This window comes from Flavobacterium psychrotrophum (assembly GCF_003403075.1).
Lineage (GTDB): Bacteria > Bacteroidota > Bacteroidia > Flavobacteriales > Flavobacteriaceae > Flavobacterium > Flavobacterium psychrotrophum.
On record NZ_CP031557.1, the window covers coordinates 1,085,749 to 1,104,101 of the forward strand.

The window sequence follows — 18,353 nt, forward strand, 5'->3', positions numbered from 1 at the left end:
TGCTATGAGATCATTAAAATTATACCAGCTGCTTTTTATCCGCCTTGTGTTTTTAATGGCTGCGGCCGGCCTGGGTATTTATGCCCTGGTGGGTGGGCTGCCTTATAGCGCCTTCTTTTGCTTTTTGGTATTCCTTCTTTTGCTTGCAGAGCTTTTCTCCTTTTTAAGAAATACCTATTCGTTTTATGATAAGACCATAAGCGCAATACTCAGCAACGATTTTTCTGCCGATTTTTCACGCCACGGCGATTTTGAGAATTACAGGAGCCTGTTCCGCCTTTACAATACCTTAAAAGACCGGCAGAACGAACAGGTAACTAAAGACCTTGTATATAGTTCGATACTCAATAATATAGAAACCGGTGTATTGATATTACAGAAAGAAGGGGAGGAGCACAACATCTTTTTGATGAACGAGTATTTCTGCAACCATTTTGAAGTGCCAAGGGTTTCTAAATGGAAGTACCTTAAAAGCCAGTTACCCGCGTTGTGTAATATAATTGAAGAGCGTGGTTTTGAAGACATGCGCACCTCAGTACAAATACGTATGGGCAGTGAGGAAAGCCAGACGTTTATGCTGCAAACCTCTAAAACCGTTACCTATGGTAAAGAGTATTATATCATTCTGCTGGACTCCATACAGAAAGTTGTAGCCAAAAAAGAAAAGGATGCGTGGATTAACCTGATGAAGGTAATATCGCACGAGCTGATGAACTCTATTACACCCATTCGCTCGCTTACGCAAAACCTTAGCGAACTTATACAGCAGGAAGAACTTTCTAAAAGCGATATGGAAGATATTCAGCAAAGTGTATCAACAATGCTGCACCGCAGCGACCACCTGCAAAGTTTTATAGAAAGCTACCGCAGGCTTGCCATGCTGCCATCGCCCCGAAAAGAGCGTACAGAACTTGCTGCACTTATAAATAACGTGCTTAGTGTAATGCAGCCATTGTTTAAAAATGCGGGTATTAGTATAACAAACGGAATAAACTTTAACCGTCTTCTTGATATTGATGCCCTGCAAATAGAACAGGCACTCATTAACCTGCTTACAAACAGTATGTATGCACTTGAAACCGTTGAGAGTAAGCAAATAAGCATAGATGCTGAGGTTAAGAACGAAAGATTGTTTATTACCATTACCGATAGTGGTAGTGGGGTAGATAAAGAAATGGAAGATAAAATATTCCTGCCGTTTTTTACCACTCGTAAAGATGGCGCAGGCATTGGGCTTACCCTTTCTAAAAATATTATCGAGGCCCACGGTGGCTACTTAAGTTATAGTAACGATGAGGATAACACACGCTTTATCATTTGCTTATACAACGCGCTTTAAGCAAATAACACCACTTATTGTCTGTTAAACGTTACTTAAGAAACGATATGTTTCAGGTATAGCTCTACGCTTTCATAATCATTTGTCTGTAGCTTTTTCTTTAACCTCATTTTACATGCCCTTACGCTTTGCGGAGATATACCCAGTATGTTTGCCATCTCGTTACCGTTAAGCTTAAGCCTCATCAGTACCAGCACGCGTATTTCGGCTTCTGTTACGGCAATATCACTTTGCTTTATCCTACTAAAGAAATCAGGATATATTGCAGCAAAACGCCTTTTAAATTTATCCCAGCCATCATCGGTAAAAATTTTTTCTTCTAACAGGTCGTTAACATCATACTCATTACTAACAGGCGGAAGCTTACCGGGGTCTTGTAGTTTATTGATGATGTTGTTTTTGTGGGTAAGGTCTATAATGTAAGTTTTGAGTTCTTCTTCTTTTACCTGAATGAGTTGTAAAGAGTTTTCCAATTCTAGCTCCAGCTGTTTTTTCCTGAATTTTATAGCCGAAAGGTAACGGTAAATAAAAAAAGCCGAGATAAGCAATGCAGCCAATACACAAAATGCAATGAGCATAAAACGGCTATTGGCAATTTCTTTCTCATTTCGAAGGTTTTTAATCCGAAGGTTTTTAACCTCAATACCCAGGTTTGCCTGATATTTAGACAGTAGGTTACTTTGGTTTGCTTCCATAACCTCTTTTTCTACATCATAGTGCTTTTTAAAATAATATAATGCCGAATCCTGCACATTAAAAATGTCATAACTATGAGATAATTCGCGAAGGCCCTCGCTAATACGCACTTTACTGTTTACTTTATAACTAAGATTAAGGCATTTGTGCCCCGCCCACAATGCTTTCTCTTTATTGCCCTGTATGGCATATACTGTGCTTAGGTTTTGGTACGCGGTAGCCATACCTTCATAATAATTTATCTTTTTGCATTCTTCTAAAGATAACAGGTAGTATTTAAGTGCAGGGTTAAAGGCTTCTGAAAACCTGTAAATCTGCCCTTGGTTATTATAGGCTATTGCAAGGTCGCGCGGTTCTTTAAGTGCTTTAAAAATACCGATGGCTTCGTTATTTTGTTTAAAGGCCGCCTTAAAGTTGCGTTCTTCTTTAAGTATAAGGGCGCGGTTGGTGTAGGTAAGGCCTAAAAGTCTTTTCATGCCGGTTTTTTCTGCCAGTGCGGCAGCTTCGGTATAGCACTCCATAGCAGCGGAGTTATTTTCAAGGCGCCAGTGCACCAGCCCAAGATTGTTGAGTAATGTTGCAGTTTCCTGTTCATTACCCGATGCCTTTACTTTTTTATAGGCCTGTGTAAAGTACTTCAACGCTTCCTGGTAATTACCCATGCGCCACTGTTCATTACCCATATCTGTTAGCTTTCCAGAATCATCAGGTCTGGATACGTTTTTTGGGTTAGTGCTATGCGTACCGCTTTCACTGCAGCCCACAGCAAAAAGCAGCAAAAAACACAATCTTATATACACTCTTATTTTGTAAGTATTCAGCATGTCCAAATTTAAATTTTATACTGTACAAAACAAAAAAGGCTCCGGTTATTAAACCGGAGCCTTTGCATTTAGATTGATTAACCTTATTTAACTACCATTTTTTTTGCCTGTTTAAAGCCATTCGACTCTATTTGGTAAAAATAGATACCGGTTTTCAGGCCTTTAGCATCAAATGCTACGGTGTTATCGCCTACAGCATAAATATCATTAGCAATTTCTTTTATAAATCTGCCCTGAGCGTTGTATAGCCTCAATACCGCTTTACCGCCGTTTTTTAGTTTGAAAGGTATTGTAGTGGCACCATCTACAGGGTTGGGATAGTTTTGTCCCAGTACATTTTGTGTTTTAGTGGGGGTTTGTACGCCCGGTAAGCTAAGCGTGCCGTCGTGTTCTGTTTCAAAAAAGTAAGTGCCTTCATAAAACGCCTGGTTACCCACGCTGCCTGCCAGGAGCAGCCTGTTATCAGTATGCGGTACCAGCCTCTTGCCATAAAACTCAGCATATTCAGGCCCTACAAAAAATTCCTCACTGCTATTCTGTCCGTTACCGTCAACAGTAATCAAAGATGCCATAGGGAAGGGTTCATTAAAAATTTTGTGTGGGAAAGGATCTATAGTAACCTGATCCATAATATAACATACATCAGACCCATCGATATGAAAATCGTTATAATAGCGCATGTTTTCTGATGCAAAATTCCAAAGCTCTTCGCCCGTAGCACTATACTTTACAAGTGTGTTGTGTATATCTCCGTTAATAGCAAGGCTGTAGCCTATAACCCCTACATCTCCATTGCTAAAGGGTTTAACAGTGTAAGAGCGCTCATTCGTGTCATCTTCGCCAAAGGTATTGCTCCACAGCACATCGCCTGTATCGCTTATTTTTGCGGTTATAATATCCTGATCAAAAGTATCATTGTTTTGGGTAAAACCATTTATATAAATACTGTTATTCGCTGCGATGTGGAGGTTTGTACCCGAAGATGATCCACTGTCCACCGTTACAGGTGTAATCCAGCCCGGTGTTCCGTCGGCATTAAATTGTACGGCAGTCAGGCTTACCTGCTGAGCCATAAAGTTGCCACTGCCGTGTGTACCGGCAAGTATAAGGTGGCCATTAGCATCAACTTTTCCGGCATTAATCTGATAAATATTATTGCCACTTATTCCCGGCATATAGGTTTTCCATTGCTGTGCGCCATCTGCTGAAAATTTAATACCAAGGAAAGAGGCAGTAGTGCTTTCTTCGGTCTCATAAGCAGTACCTCCAAGATACACAGAGCCATCTGCCTGCGGTTCTAAAACAGTAACTACCGGACTGTAAAGCTCAATAGCTGCCGACCAAACCTGGGTACCTTGCGGAGAAATTTTAATAACTTTTAATTGAGGAGGAAACTGCTCAAAGCCCGGCAACAGGCATATGTAAGCATTTCCGTTTGCATCTACCCGGCCTATAATGCCTTCTGCCGCATTACCATTTTCGGCGTTATATATCACATTCCAGTCTACGTTTCCTTCGGCATCATGTTTAACAATAAAATAGTTGGCATTAAGCATACCATCGCTAAACGTAAAATAAGAACCTGTAGAGAACGTGTTGCCGTTATTGTCTGCAAATGAATTGAGCATTGTGGCACCCGGAGATCCGGTGTTAGTGTATAACGCATTCCAGATGGCTTCAGGTGCAGTGTCGCCAAAACCTGATTTAACGGTTTCTATAACAGGGCCATTTTCGCTGTAAAAAGAGTTTACAGTAAAGTAAAGATTGCCAGCGTTATCAATACCTGTACCAGCCATATCTGACATACTTGCAGTACCGTCTGATGTAGATATTACAAACGCAGCCTGCCCTAAAAGATTCCCTTCGGGGGTGTATTTGTAAGCGCGTGCCGCTACGTCCTGTTCCCATTCTTCGGCACCGGGAGTCATACCCTTAGCCGACGTTATAATGTTGCCGGCGGTATCAAAAGACAGCATGGTATTTGTGGTTTCAATAAGGTCTGTAGTTTCTTTAACCCAATTTTGAGTACCGTCGGTATTGTAAGATATCAATACTGTTCCGTCATCGGCAAAACCGCCCGCGTGGCTACCGGCTACATACAGGGTATTGTTCTTTAGCGCTATTTTCCTGCCAAGCGTTGACTCACTGCCACTTTTATAAGTTTCTATCCATTGTGTTTCTCCTGCGGCATTGTATTTTATCGTGCCAATTCGATTCAGGAAAGTGTCAAAAATACCTGTAACATAAATGTTTCCGGTGGCATCTGTAGTAAGAGCAAGAGGTACAGAATTTGTTACATCTGCAACGTTTTCAGGGTCAGTGCTCTGGTAGTTATATGCTTGTTCCCATAGTTTACTACCTTGAGGGTTGTACTTAACAGTATAATAATTTAGCCATCCGTCTGCGTTAGGGCTGTAACCGGTAACCACAACATTGCCATTAGCGTCAACCGTTACCGCAGTTGCCTCGTTCCATGTTTCTGAGCCCGTAGGGTTTTCGGTATGGTGCCATTGTTTAATACCATTACTGTTGTATTTTAGGGTAAGGTAATCGACCGAATTGCCAGACCATGCAATTCCTGTAATATAGATATTGCCATCAGCATCAGTTGTCATACCATTGGGTACTTCAAGTCCTTCTGCACCGTTATCAAAAGTAGTGTCCCATAGTTTTGTACCTGCTGTGTCGTATTTAATAACACGAATATCCATATCAGCACCGTTCCACTTAAGCCCAGATACAATTATGTTTCCTGCATTGTCAAAGGCTATGTGCATGCCATATTCTACCGCATAAATAGTTGCCTGTTCGCGTTTTTCCCAAAGTGTTTGTCCATCGGGACCCACCTTGATGGTAAAAAAATCACCCGCCGGATGGTTTTCATTAGTACTGCCTCCTGTTATATAAGTATTCCCGGCGCCATCTGTAACAGCAGCATAGGGTACATTATTTCCTTTATAAGCCTCACCACCATAAAATTCATACTCGTTAGAAAAAGTAGTATATGCTGCGGTGGGTTTAGTACCCATTTGCTCCAGCATTTTTTGCTGAGGGTCTGTAATGGCTGTCTTGCTATAATTAGGTTTAAAAGAGCTCCAGCGTTCTAATTTATAAAGGCTGCCACTGGCTTTAGATACTTCATAGCCATTTTGAGCCTTAAGGTTTGTGCTTTGTGCTACAGCGGCCGTATGCAGTGCTGCTGTAGCTACTAAAACAACAAGAGAGTTAATAGTAAATTTCATGTAATACAATTTTGGTATATGTAAATCTAACGGTATTACTAAATTTTACAGGCTTTTTAGTGTTGACAATTGTGTAGACAGCCGATATTTTAGCATATAATCAGCATACTAATAGTGAATTACATTGTATTCAATTATGAGTCTCTATTTTTTGCAATAATGTAAGTTATCATTCATAATTTTATACAGTACTTTTTTTTAATGAGAATTCTGTATGAAAAAAACATCGTCCGGAATAGAAAAAGTTTAGATCACATTAAGGTCATTCTAAAATTTACAGCAAATATTTTCATTTAAGTTTAAACTTTACCTAAAGTATATAATTGGTCAAGTGTAGGCGCTTTGCTACCACCGGCAGGCTCTAGTGTTATACCAAATGCTTGTACCCCGGCATTACTGTCAAGCTTAAACATTCCGCTGCGCAGCGTTTGGTCGTCAATTACACCAATACTGGTAGGGGTAAAGGGATCAAGTTTAAGTGCCCATACCTGATAAGCCTTACCTTCGGGTGCTTTTGGTAGTCCTGATACATCGACATATACATCTTTGCTTACTTTGTTTACATATACGGTAGCATATGCCTGTGGCGCTGCCGCCTGGCCGGCAAGTTTTACAGGGGTGTTTAGTGTATCGCGCACAATAGCAAGGGCGTTTTCATGCTCGGTATTACGCTTTTGCGCATCGGCCAGCATTGCTTCAAATTTAGAACGCTGTGCTGTAGTGCCCTTAACCTGTTCAGCAGCCTCATTGTGTTTAACGTATTGATAAGCAAAGCCCAGCATAAATACCACTGCGGCGGCCCAGCCAATATACTGGCTTGTGCCACGCTTAGGTTCTAGCTGTACTACACCATTATGCTTTTCGATAAGCTTCTGGCGTATTTTTTCAAAATTCTCTGCAGATAGGTGTGGCGATACGGCATAAGACAGGTTAATGACCGCCTTTTCTATTGCAAGGATCTCGCTGGCTACCTCTTTATGCTTTTTTGCCATTTCGTTAACCTCAATGTTTTCCTGTTCAGACAAAAGCCCGTACACATAAAACTCAAGGGTTCCGGACGCTATGTATTCTTCCATCGCTTTATTCTTGTAATAAATTTTTTAATTCGCCTATACAATTCCTGTTCTGTGTTTTTACAGTACCCAAGGGTATTTGCAACTCATCTGAAGCTTCCTGCTGGGTGTAGCCTTTAAAGAAAAGCAAGTCAATAATCTTAATACACTTTGGCTTAAGCTTGTTTATAAATTCGCGTATGCCTATAGCGTCTATCTTATTGGTAACACTTGTGTTATGGTCAAGTATATGTACGAAATTATCGGCAGATAGGTTTTTCTTGCTGTTGTTGTGGCTCTTGCTCCGCAGCCTGTCTATAGACGAATTGCGCGCTATATTTACTATCCAGGTAAAAAAGCGGCCTTTGCCTTCGTTATAGGTGTCGATATTTTTCCAGATCTTTACAAATACATCCTGCAACACATCTTCGCTTTCTTCTTTATCTTTTAAAAGATTAAAGATAACACCATAGAGGCTTTTAGAATACATGTCGTACAGTGTGGTAAAGGCTTTGCCGTCTTTTTTGTAAATTTGTTCCAGTAATTGTTCCTGTGTCATTTTTCCGGGTTTGGTTACCTCTAAGATAACAAAAGATTTTAACATTAGCACACGCCATGAAAAATACATCAGATGCCAACTACCTTTCTTACCTTGAAACTTTTATAAGCGAAAATAGAAAAGAAAGATTTTTAGAGATACTCGCGCAGCGCAGCAAGCATTTTACAGTAGCGGTAGAAGATATTTTTCAGTTGCACAATACCAGTGCCGTACTACGCACCTGCGAAGTATTTGGCGTTCAGGAGCTGAATGTTATTGAAGAGAAATACGGGAAAACCATTGATAAGGAAATTGCACTGGGTGCCCAGAAGTGGGTAGATGTTAACCGATACAGTTCTACAGGAGAGTGTATAAAAAAATTGCGCAACAGGGGATACCGTATTATTGCTACATCGCCACACGAAGAATCCTGCTTTTTAGAAGATTTTGATGTTACCCAACCGGCGGCATTATTCTTTGGAACAGAAAGGCTGGGCCTGAGTGACGAGGTATTGCGCGAAGCTGACGGATTTTTAAAAATACCCATGATAGGCTTTACCGAAAGCCTTAATATATCATCTTCTGCCGCTATAATTATACAGCACCTAAGCAGCCGCTTAAGGCGTAGTGATATAAAATGGCAGTTAACCGAAGATGAAATGCTTGAAAAGCGTATAGATTGGGCACAAAAAACGATAAAAGATATCGACTTTGTTACCTCAAGATATCTCGAAAGCGTTTAATATTAATGGCGTATGGCTTTATAGTCTTCATAACAGCCACTTATGGCATCCATTATCTGGAGGTCGTTAGCGGTTTTAATAAAGTCTTCGCTATAGTTGCAGCGCTCTAATATATCTGCTATATCTTCTTTTGTTACACCAAGCAGTGCAGCAAGTGTTTCACGGTCAAATTTACTGGCAAGGGCGTTGCGCACGGCATCGTCCTTTTTCATTTCACGCAATCTGCGCATCTCTGTTGGCTTCTTGCCAAATACATTGTTTAGCAGGTCTGCCGGGTTAAATGCAGAGCTTAGGATTCTGCTAAATGCGCCCGGAGAGTTAGATCCGCCTTCATAGCCCAGGTTAAGGCCGGCAATGCCATAGCGGTAGTTCTTATCCTGTACAGGGGCAAGCTTACTGTCTATTTGTAAAAAACCGGTAAGGTTGTATTTATTGATAACTACTTCATCAAGAACTTTAGATCGTTCAGTAAGTTTAATACGGGTTACGTTTTTATTGTTTATCCAGTCGTTAGTAACGCGCACTTTAATGGGCTGGTAGCCTATAAAGGAAATATGGAGTGTATCGTTAGCTGTAGCTTCTATGGTAAAGTTACCCTTGTCGTCGCTTACGGCGCCTTTAACTTTGTTGATATTAATAACATCTACGCCATATATGGGTAGCAGTGTTATGTCTGATACGAGTGTACCTGTAACGCTTGATTTGCCTTTCTCAGTTTGAGAATGTGCTGTGAGTGAAAGTAACGTGATAAAAAAAACTACAAAATACCTCATTGACTGTTTATAAGTTGTAAAAGTAATAAACAAACGCGATATTTTGTAGTTAGTATGTAATCTCTTAAAAAAAAATCTTATCCGCGGCGTGGTTTACGGTCGCGAGGTGCGCTGTCGCTCCTTCTTGGTGGGCGAGAACCTCCCGGTTTACTGCCTCCAAAAGATTCGCCTCTGCGCTCATTTCTACCACCATAGCTGCCTCCGCCGTAGCCATTGCCACCGCTGCGTCCGTTATGGTCGCGACGTCCGTTGTTCCTGCCTCCGTCGTTCTTAGAAATCTCCACATTTATGCGGCGGCCTTCAAGGTGCATTGCATTTAGTGTGCTTGTAACAAGGTCTGCATGCTGCGCATCGGTATTAAAGAAAGAGAAACCTTCTTTAACGTCAACCTTAAAGATATCATCACGGCCAAGCCCAAGGGTATCACGAAGGAAATCTTTCAACTGCATCCAGTCGAAATCATCGCGGGAACCTATGTTGATAAAGTAACGGGCAGCACCATCAGCACTTGCGCTAAAGTTGCTTTCCCTTCTGTCGGAACCTGCAGATTGTGCAGAAAGGTCTTTATTTTTCTTATAATAGTTGATAAAGCGGTTAAACTCTACCGATACCATTTTTTTAATAAGCTCTTCTTTAGTAAGGTCTTTCATTACCTCTTCTATAGCAGGAAGATAAGCATTTATCTCAGAGTCTACTTCTACATCGTGTATTTTGTTTGCAAGGTGCAGTAGCTGAATCTCGCAAATTTCAATACCTGAAGGAATAGTTTTTTCTTCAAACTTCTGCTTGATGGTTTTTTCGATAACCGAAATTTTCCTAAGCTCGCTTTTTGTAATGATTACAATAGATGTACCCAGCTTACCTGCACGGCCTGTACGGCCACTACGGTGGTTGTAGGTTTCTATCTCGTCAGGAAGCTGGTAGTTAATAACGTGAGTAACGTTATCTACGTCAATACCACGTGCAGCTACATCGGTAGCAACAAGCATTTGTATCTGCCTGCCACGGAACGATTTCATTACACCATCACGCTGTGCCTGGCTAAGGTCGCCATGTAGTGCAGCAGCATTGTATCCGTCTTCAATAAGTTTTTCGGCTACGGCCTGGGTATCACGTTTTGTACGGCAAAAAATTACCGAGAAGATATCCGGGTTACCATCTGCTATACGCTTAAGCGCCTCATAGCGGTCGCGGGCGTTAACAAGGTAAAACTCGTGAGATACCGTGCTAGAGCCTGAGTTTTTATGGCCTACTGTAATTTCAAGTGGCTTGCGCATAAATTCTTTAGCAATGCGCGCCACTTCCTGCGGCATGGTAGCAGAGAATAACCAGGTGCTTTTCTCATCCGGAGATGTAGATAATATGTTTACAATATCATCATAAAAGCCCATGTTAAGCATTTCGTCTGCCTCATCAAGGATACAGAAATCGATCTTGCTGATGTTTACAAGGCCACGGTTTATCATGTCCTGCATACGGCCCGGGGTAGCTACAATAACCTGTGCGCCACGCTTTATTTCGCGTGCCTGCTCTGTTATGCTCGCACCACCATAAACGGCTACGGTATGCAGCCCTTTTATATATTTCGAGTAAAGCTTGATTTCGTTTGTAATCTGCAGGCACAGTTCACGCGTTGGCGATAATATAAGCGCCTGCGTGCTCCTGTTCTCAGGATCTATTTTCTGGATAAGCGGAAATCCAAAGGCTGCAGTTTTGCCGGTACCGGTTTGGGCTAGTGCCACAATGTCGGTATCTTTTTCCAATAGTAGGGGTATGGCTTTTTCCTGTACTTCCGACGGGTTTTCAAAACCCAGGTCGTTAATCGCCTTGATAAGCGGCTCGCTTAGCCCCAATAGTTCAAATTTGTTCATATATGCTTTTAAATAAGCCGCAAAGGTACATTTTATTAACTACAATAGCTAATGCGAGTTACAGATTTATTTTAAAGTTATATATTGAATATCAGGTGTTTATTTTTTAAGGAATTCTATGAGTTGTTTTACTGCCCGTCCGCGGTGGCTAAGAAGCGCTTTTTGATCGAGCGAAATTTGTGCAAAAGTGTGTTCCAGCCCATCAGCTTTAAATATGGGATCATAGCCAAAACCCTTATCTCCTGCCTTTTCTGTTGTAATGGTTCCCTCAACAATTCCGGTAAACAAATGTTGCGCACCGTTTTTGTTAAGTGCTATAACCGTTTTAAAATTAGCCTTTCGGTTTATATTGCCATTTAGTGCGCCAAGCAGTTTGTCCATATTGGCATTAGCATCTTTTTCTTCGCCTGCATACCGGGCGCTATATACTCCCGGGGCACCATTAAGCGCATGAACCTCCAGGCCGGTATCATCTGCAAAACAGTCAAAACCGTAGCGTTGGGTTACATAATCTGCCTTAAGTATGGCGTTACCCTCTATGGTGTCGGCTGTTTCAGGAATATCTTCGTGGCAGCCTATGTCTTCCAGGCTTAGTAATTCGATATCAGTAGGAAGTTGGTGGCGAATTTCCTCCAGCTTATTTTTATTGTTAGATGCAAATACAAGTTTCATATTCTATAAGGGTCATGGTTTTGTTTACTGCAAATAGCGTCAGTAATGTTTGCAATAATATACCACCGCACATTTTGTCCCCTGCGTACTTTTATGGCGGTAGCAAGTACAGCTATAAATTCAAAAAGGTTAAAAAGCAAAATAAATGCCACATAAGACCAGTAAAAAGGGGAGGCAAAGGTTATAAAATTTTCATCAAAATCATAGTGGCTGTTGTGTAGTATTGCCTGGCTTATAATAATGCGAAACGTCCAGATAAAGAAAATACTGTTAAAGGGTAATACAATGGCTTGCGCTATGATGCTTTGTATAGCATGCCAGCGTACAAAATATCCCGATTTTCTGTTCGACAAATAAAATATAAAAGACGCCAGTACATTAACTATGGGCAATGGCAGCCCCGCAATAACGGTAACTAAAGACATAAGGTAACTGTTGCCCGCCTGCTCAAATTCCTGTGGGTAAACAGTGTAATGTGTTGTTTTTATGTTTTTGTTCATTAGAGGTCTTTATAAATGTTCCAGGCCCAGTTGGCCATTATTAGTACAATAAGGGGTATTGCGATCCATTTTTTGCTGATAATACCTTCAAAGCGGGTGTAGCTTTTTAATAAGGTTTCTTTCTTTAAAGATATATCGTATAGCAGCCATAATGGAGTAATAAGCATAATACAGGCGGCAAACAACCCTAAAGGGTTTATATATGCCGCCATAATAAGGTCTCCTTTTGCAAGTGTGGTTAATGAGCGGGTAATGCCGCAGGAGGGGCAGGGTACACCGGTAACAGCCTTAAACACACAGGGTGTAAAACTATGGCTTTTTTGTTCGCCATATAGCTGCCAAAATACCCATGCGTAACCTGTAATTAGTAGTACAGTTAATATAATATATAGCCTCCTCCTTTTCATTAATTATGCCAGCGCCTGTTGCAGCCTTTCCATGTTTTTTAGCCTTGTAGCATCTACAATAGAAAACCAGTCTACAATAGTCCAGATAAAGAAACCGCCACAGGTAAGTAACTTGCCAATACCCAGTCCGGTGTCGCCTATCATAAAACGGTCGATACCCCAATTGCCTGCAAATAATGATATCAGCTGTATATTGCCCGGATCTTTAAGATCTGTAGTATATACCTGTTGCCACCTCGATTCATCAAGGGCAGAAAGTTTTTCTCTGATGTAGCTTAAATGATGCGGCTGAAAATAACGTGCGTGCGTTAAAATATACAGGTCTGTTTTTGTGATGCCTGAAGCATCGCCTTTAATTAAATCCATATCTAATTTTAATTGGTTTATAGTTTATACAATGCCGCCTCCTGCAAGTAGCCTTACTGACCCTAATACTAGGGCTATGCCGCAAAGAAGTATAGCAACCGGAAAGGGTTTTGAAATGCGTGAAACGGGTTCAAATTCCTGTTTTGGCTCTGGCGTACTACTGTCATTATAGTCAATTATGCCAAGTACCAGCCCTATTATGGCTACTGGAATATTAATCCAGTTGAACCATCCTAAGCACGGAATAAACCCTATTATCATACCTACTATTGCTATAATGCCAAGTGTTAAGCTTGCTACCCTCATGTTGTAATCTTTTGTTTAAAAAAAATGGTTGTTATGTAAGTTGTTGTGTAATATGTAAAAATAATGCTGTTTACTATAAAAATTATAAATAGTACTACGGCAAGCCTGTTGTAATTAAGCGCCTCGTTTAAGTTGCCCTTTCCCATTTGTATAAAGCTTCGGGTTGCACCGCACATAAAGCACGGTTTGCCAAACTGCCTTATGCTGTAGCAAGTGGGCGAAGCTTGCAGTATTAACTCTTTTGATACGCATACAGATACAAGTAAAGTAAGCAGGGCAAGTGCTGAATATATTATCCATACCGTCTTAAAAGCTTTGGCATAAATTGTATTTTGTATCATAAATTACAGGTTATGCCAAATATATATTTTTAATTTAACATATTGGTTTGTATATGCCGCGTTTTGTTACAGTAACATTAAAAATATTATGACAGTTTCAATTTAATAATTACTTTTGATGCGTTTTTTAAAACACACAAAAAGTAAATTTTTGATTATGGTAAAAGATCTGTTTGAAAGGATTCAAAAAAATAAAGGCCCGCTGGGAATGTGGGCTTCACAGGCTGAAGGATATTATGTTTTTCCTAAACTGGAAGGCCCCCTTAGCAACCGCATGATGTTTCATGGCAAAGAGGTTATAAACTGGAGTATTAACGATTACCTTGGCCTGGCTAACCACCCTGAGGTGCGTAAAGTAGATGCCGAAGCTGCTGCAGAGTATGGTGCCGCCTACCCAATGGGGGCCCGTATGATGAGCGGACATACCGACTGGCATGAAAAACTTGAAAACGAGCTTGCTGCTTTTGTACAAAAAGAAACGGCTTACCTTTTAAACTTCGGATATCAGGGTATGGTTTCTACCATTGATGCCCTTGTAAGTAAAAATGACGTTATTGTATATGACGTAGACAGCCACGCCTGTATTATAGATGGTGTGCGCCTGCACATGGGTAAGCGTTTTACCTACAAGCATAATGATCTTGAAAGTATTGAAAAAAACCTGGAGCGTGCTACTAACATGGCCGAAACTACCGGCGGTGGTATTCTTTTAATTACCGAAGGTGTTTTTGGTATGCGTGGCCAGCAGGGTAAGCTTAAAGAAATTGTAGCCCTTAAAGAAAAATATAACTTCCGCCTTCTTGTAGACGATGCGCACGGTTTTGGTACACTGGGTAAAACCGGTGCCGGAGCAGGCGAGGAGCAGGGTTGCCAGGATGGTATAGACGTGTACTTTTCTACGTTTGCTAAATCTATGGCAAGTGTAGGTGCGTTTATTGCTGCTGATAAAGATGTTATCGACTTTTTAAAATATAACCTGCGCAGCCAGATGTTTGCCAAGGCATTGCCTATGGTACTGGTTAAAGGTGCCCTTAAGCGCCTTGACCTGTTGCGTACTACACCTGAGCTTAAAGACAAGCTTTGGGAAAATGTAGATTACCTGCAAAACGGACTTAAATCAAGAGGTTTTAATATTGGCGATACCAATACCTGCGTTACGCCTGTGTATCTTGAAGGAAGTATACCTGAAGCTATGGCGCTGGTAAACGACCTTAGAGAAAATTACAGTATCTTCCTTAGTATTGTGGTATATCCGGTTATTCCTAAAGGCATTATATTGCTTAGGATGATACCTACTGCTACACATACTAAGCAGGATATCGACGAAACGCTTACTGCTTATGAAGCTATTCGTGAGAAACTGGTAAACGGTACTTACAAAAAGATAGCTGAAGCTACTACGGTGGACGTGTCTGCAGAATAATTTAGTTTTATAAAATAAATACAAAAAAGGAGTTTCATTATTTTGAAGCTCCTTTTTTGTATTTCTGATATGTATATGGAGGTGTAAACCTTACGTCTGTCAAGTTTGTGTTTTTAAAGGCGCAGTTATCAATGAATAATATTGTACCCTGGCTGTGAAGTTACTCACAAGGTGTATTCATGCTGTTTATCCATTGCCCTATCATCTGCACAGCTTCTTCATGCACTACAGTGCGGCCAATAAGCGGCATCATTTCGCTTTGTATGTTGTTATTCATCCTAAAGTATAATAACGATCCTTCCGCATCCTGTTTTGCTACTATATATTGCTGGTCGCCACTAACAAAATCTACAGGTTCGCGGCATAGCCCAAGATTAGCAGGAATATTACTTTTGTTAAAGGCAAAATCCATGGGGGTGTAGCTGCAATATGCGCCGGTAGTATGGCAATGCGCGCAGTTAATATCAAGATAAGAACGCACCCTAAGTTCGAGAGGCTTGGTAGTATCAGTCCAGTCAATAGTGCTGTTAATTGATTGCGGGGCAGTGTCAAGGTAGCCGTAGGCAATCCATTTACTAAGCTGATTTTGCAGGCCGTCTTTATAGTTATAACTTTTATTAAGGTTTTGTGGTTTAGGGCCTATAGCGGTAGGCTTGTCGTTTAAAGTATGGCACAGCGCACACTGAACCGCGCTGGGTATTTTATAATAAGTTTGCTCTGTCTGCCCGTTGCGTACCCATTCTACAAGCCTGCGGTCGTTATTGTTATCATTAAGTACTGCCTCAGTACGGTCTTCATTCCATACATAATTGGCAAATATCCAGCCGTTTGCTTTTTTTATCATTATACGGGTTTCAACCATATCAGGCTCGCCGCCGGTTACTACAGCATCATAATAAAAATTTTTAATAAGGGCAGTTCCAACAGGAAAATCTAAAACTTCGTTGTCTGCGGTGTAGGTAGCTTTTGTGCCATTAGGCATCCATACAAAACGCTTTTTTTGTGCATAATCTGTAAATAGCTGGCTGTTGAGGTCATAAGGGAGTACGCCATATACAGGTTGCAGTTTTTTCATCTCTCCTTCAAAAAACTTGTAGTCAGAAAGTTTTGGATAGGGAACCGCATTAAGGTCCATCACTACCGGCGACTCCTCTACAGGGATGTAATTGTTGTCTACACTTTCGGTTCCGCAGGAAGTCAATAACAAAAAAAGTAAAAATAGCGAAAGCTCATAAAAGTGTTTCATCCGGAGTTAGTTGCGTTAGTTAAAGCGCAAATATATAAATCTTTATGATTTATCCAACTCCAGTTTTACACGGTAGTTTTTAAGCCCTTCTATAGCTTCAGGGCTTTTGTGGTCAAAGGTTTCTTCGTGGCGGCTGCGCTCCTTTTTAAGGCTAATGCGTTTAAGGGCATTGTAAAAACGGCGCACCTCGGTATGCGAGTTAATTTCCAGTGGTGGTACGGTTACTGTTTTTCCACTTGCATCTTTAGCTACCATAGTAAAATAAGACGAGTTGCAGTGCTTTACCACACCGGTTTGTATGTTTTCTGACGTAACGCGTATGCCCACGATCATAGAACTGTTACCCACATAGTTTACACAGGCCTTAAGCGTGGCAAGTTCGCCCACCTCTATAGGGTTAAGAAAGTCTACAGTATCTACACTGGCGGTAACACAGTAGGTACCGCTGTAGCGCGATGCTGCCGCAAAAGCAATCTGGTCCATTAACATTAGTATGTAGCCGCCGTGTATTTTTCCGCTAAAGTTTTGGTGGCTGGGCAGCATCAGTTCAGATATGGTAACTTTAGAGGCACTGGCTTTTCTATGCCCGGTTTCAGATAGTATGTGTTTCATGGATTAAGCAATTCGTTTGCGCCATTTTCAAACAAGCCTTCTTCTTCCTGTTGCAGGGCACGGTTAATAATGTTTTCGGGTAGCGATTTTTTGGCTTTGGCACCCATCTTTTTCAGCTTTTCGATAGAGGTAATAATGTTGCCACGGCCGTCTACAAGCTTGCCCATAGCGCCTTCATAAGCCTTTTTACCTTCTTCCATTTTTTTGCCCACGTTAATAAGGTCGCCTACAAAACCCTCGAATTTATCATAAAGGGCACCGGCCTGGCGCGCAATTTCCAATGCGTTTTCCTGCTGCTTCTGGTTGGTCCACATACTATCTATGGTGCGCAGGGTAGCCAATAGTGTACTTGGGGTAACAATAACAATATTACGCTCAAATGCCTTATTGTATAATGATGCATCTTCGTTAAGGGCAACGGCAAATGCGGGCTCCATAGGTATGAAAAGCAGCACAAAATCTGGGCTCTCCATACCGTAAAGATCATGGTAGTTTTTAGCACTTAGCTGGTCGATATGACGACGGATAGAGTTTACGTGCTCTTTAAGGTGTACCAGCCTTAGCGGATCATCTTCTTCATTAATATAACGTTCATAAGACACTAAAGATACCTTACTGTCTACAATCATCTTTTTGCCGTCGGGCAGGTTAATAACCACGTCGGGCTGCACGCGGCTGCCATCTTCGGTAGCGTGGCTTTGCTGTACATAGTACTCACGGTCTTTTTCAAGCCCCGATTTTTCGAGTACGCGCTCCAGTATAAGTTCGCCCCAGTTACCCTGCATCTTGGTATCGCCTTTAAGGGCACGGGTAAGGTTTAACGTTTCGCGGCTCATGGTTTCGTTCATTTCGCGAAGCCCCACTATCTGCTGGCGCAGTGCGGCATGGTAGTCAATACTCTCTTTATGGGTATCTTCTACCTTTCGCTCAAAAAGCTGTATCTTCTCGGCAAGTGGCCCTAGTATTGTTTTCAGGTTTTGGTGATTTTGCTCGGTAAATTTGGTCGATTTCTCTTCCAGTATTTTATTGGCAAGGTTCTCAAACTCTTTCGTGAATTTTTCGCGCAGTTCATCAGTTTCCTGTCGTTGCTCGCGCATACGCTCCAGGAGGTTATCAAAATCAGCTTCCTTTTTTGTAAGCTGCATACCCAGGGCATCTTTTGCCTGGCGCAGCGTGTCGCGCTCCTGTTGTATCAGTGTAATTTGTTTATCAACCACCACCTTTTCGTTAGCAGCCTGCGTTTTAAGCTGCTCTATAAAGGTTAATTGGCTGTTGTGGCGCTCTTCGGCTACTTTTTGGTCAGCCGACGCTTTAGAGGTAAAAATTGTTTTTCCTATAAATACACCTATGGCTAAGGCGATGATAAAGGAGAGGAGCAGGGTAAGGGTTTCGGGCATTTGTG

At 41.4% G+C, this 18,353-nt stretch carries 18 protein-coding genes; 3 read left to right on the top strand and 15 right to left on the bottom strand.

Annotated elements, in window-relative coordinates:
• Positions 1 to 4 precede the first annotated feature (4 nt).
• Positions 5 to 1,339 carry a sensor histidine kinase gene (locus tag DYH63_RS04750; RefSeq protein WP_116787725.1) on the top strand — a complete coding sequence of 445 codons (1,335 nt, stop codon included), beginning with the start codon at positions 5 to 7 and terminating at the stop codon, positions 1,337 to 1,339.
• Between the two features lie 35 nt (positions 1,340 to 1,374).
• Here the strand turns inward: DYH63_RS04750 and DYH63_RS04755 are convergent, their stop codons facing one another.
• From DYH63_RS04755 to DYH63_RS04770, 4 genes are all read right to left on the bottom strand, one after another.
• Positions 1,375 to 2,718 carry a tetratricopeptide repeat protein gene (locus DYH63_RS04755; RefSeq protein ID WP_162926932.1) on the bottom strand — a complete coding sequence of 448 codons (1,344 nt, stop codon included), beginning with the start codon at positions 2,716 to 2,718 and terminating at the stop codon, positions 1,375 to 1,377.
• Positions 2,719 to 2,942: 224 nt separating this feature from the next.
• Entirely contained in the window at positions 2,943 to 6,101 is a 3,159-nt protein-coding gene (locus DYH63_RS04760) for a T9SS type A sorting domain-containing protein (RefSeq protein WP_116787727.1), read from the bottom strand.
• 299 nt (positions 6,102 to 6,400) lie between these two features.
• Positions 6,401 to 7,177 (bottom strand): anti-sigma factor, encoded by a 777-nt coding sequence (locus DYH63_RS04765; RefSeq protein WP_116787728.1) that lies wholly within the window; start codon positions 7,175 to 7,177, stop codon positions 6,401 to 6,403.
• 4 nt (positions 7,178 to 7,181) lie between these two features.
• On the bottom strand, positions 7,182 to 7,712 hold the full coding sequence (locus DYH63_RS04770) for an RNA polymerase sigma factor (protein ID WP_116790738.1): 531 nt from the start codon (positions 7,710 to 7,712) through the stop codon (positions 7,182 to 7,184).
• A gap of 56 nt (positions 7,713 to 7,768) precedes the next feature.
• Between DYH63_RS04770 and DYH63_RS04775 the strand changes: the two genes are divergently transcribed.
• Positions 7,769 to 8,434 carry a TrmH family RNA methyltransferase gene (locus tag DYH63_RS04775; RefSeq protein ID WP_116787729.1) on the top strand — a complete coding sequence of 222 codons (666 nt, stop codon included), beginning with the start codon at positions 7,769 to 7,771 and terminating at the stop codon, positions 8,432 to 8,434.
• Between the two features lie 2 nt (positions 8,435 to 8,436).
• Here the strand turns inward: DYH63_RS04775 and DYH63_RS04780 are convergent, their stop codons facing one another.
• The 8 genes from DYH63_RS04780 to DYH63_RS04815 all read right to left on the bottom strand — a co-directional run bounded on the left by DYH63_RS04780 (position 8,437) and on the right by DYH63_RS04815 (position 13,670).
• A complete protein-coding gene (locus DYH63_RS04780) occupies positions 8,437 to 9,207 on the bottom strand; it encodes a carboxypeptidase-like regulatory domain-containing protein (RefSeq protein WP_116787730.1) in 771 nt (256 codons plus the stop codon).
• A 77-nt stretch (positions 9,208 to 9,284) separates the two neighbouring features.
• Entirely contained in the window at positions 9,285 to 11,078 is a 1,794-nt protein-coding gene (locus tag DYH63_RS04785; protein ID WP_116787731.1) for a DEAD/DEAH box helicase, read from the bottom strand.
• Positions 11,079 to 11,177: 99 nt separating this feature from the next.
• Positions 11,178 to 11,750 (bottom strand): non-canonical purine NTP diphosphatase, encoded by a 573-nt coding sequence (locus DYH63_RS04790; protein ID WP_116787732.1) that lies wholly within the window; start codon positions 11,748 to 11,750, stop codon positions 11,178 to 11,180.
• A complete protein-coding gene (locus DYH63_RS04795; RefSeq protein ID WP_116787733.1) occupies positions 11,747 to 12,250 on the bottom strand; it encodes a magnetosome magnetite crystal formation protein family in 504 nt (167 codons plus the stop codon). Before DYH63_RS04795 ends, DYH63_RS04790 begins: the two co-directional genes overlap by 4 nt.
• On the bottom strand, positions 12,250 to 12,657 hold the full coding sequence (locus DYH63_RS04800; protein ID WP_116787734.1) for a DUF2752 domain-containing protein: 408 nt from the start codon (positions 12,655 to 12,657) through the stop codon (positions 12,250 to 12,252). Before DYH63_RS04800 ends, DYH63_RS04795 begins: the two co-directional genes overlap by 1 nt.
• A gap of 3 nt (positions 12,658 to 12,660) precedes the next feature.
• Complete coding sequence (locus tag DYH63_RS04805) at positions 12,661 to 13,023, bottom strand: TM2 domain-containing protein (RefSeq protein WP_116787735.1); 363 nt, start codon at positions 13,021 to 13,023, stop codon at positions 12,661 to 12,663.
• A gap of 24 nt (positions 13,024 to 13,047) precedes the next feature.
• Positions 13,048 to 13,329 carry a hypothetical protein gene (locus DYH63_RS04810; RefSeq protein WP_116787736.1) on the bottom strand — a complete coding sequence of 94 codons (282 nt, stop codon included), beginning with the start codon at positions 13,327 to 13,329 and terminating at the stop codon, positions 13,048 to 13,050.
• Positions 13,326 to 13,670 carry a DUF2752 domain-containing protein gene (locus tag DYH63_RS04815; RefSeq protein ID WP_116787737.1) on the bottom strand — a complete coding sequence of 115 codons (345 nt, stop codon included), beginning with the start codon at positions 13,668 to 13,670 and terminating at the stop codon, positions 13,326 to 13,328. The genes DYH63_RS04810 and DYH63_RS04815 overlap by 4 nt, the downstream gene beginning before the upstream one ends.
• Before the next feature lie 157 nt (positions 13,671 to 13,827).
• Between DYH63_RS04815 and capB the strand changes: the two genes are divergently transcribed.
• Positions 13,828 to 15,093 carry a cysteate-C-fatty acyltransferase gene (capB, locus tag DYH63_RS04820; RefSeq protein ID WP_116790739.1) on the top strand — a complete coding sequence of 422 codons (1,266 nt, stop codon included), beginning with the start codon at positions 13,828 to 13,830 and terminating at the stop codon, positions 15,091 to 15,093.
• A 160-nt stretch (positions 15,094 to 15,253) separates the two neighbouring features.
• Here the strand turns inward: capB and DYH63_RS04825 are convergent, their stop codons facing one another.
• The 3 genes from DYH63_RS04825 to rmuC are packed head-to-tail and all read right to left on the bottom strand — an operon-like array spanning position 15,254 to position 18,348.
• Complete coding sequence (locus DYH63_RS04825) at positions 15,254 to 16,339, bottom strand: hypothetical protein (RefSeq protein ID WP_116787738.1); 1,086 nt, start codon at positions 16,337 to 16,339, stop codon at positions 15,254 to 15,256.
• Positions 16,340 to 16,381: 42 nt separating this feature from the next.
• Positions 16,382 to 16,951: an acyl-CoA thioesterase gene (locus DYH63_RS04830; protein WP_116787739.1), complete on the bottom strand. Its 570-nt coding sequence runs from the start codon at positions 16,949 to 16,951 to the stop codon at positions 16,382 to 16,384.
• Positions 16,948 to 18,348, bottom strand: coding sequence for a DNA recombination protein RmuC (gene rmuC, locus DYH63_RS04835; RefSeq protein ID WP_116787740.1), 1,401 nt, complete (start codon positions 18,346 to 18,348; stop codon positions 16,948 to 16,950). The genes DYH63_RS04830 and rmuC overlap by 4 nt, the downstream gene beginning before the upstream one ends.
• Between the last annotated feature and the right edge of the window lie 5 nt (positions 18,349 to 18,353).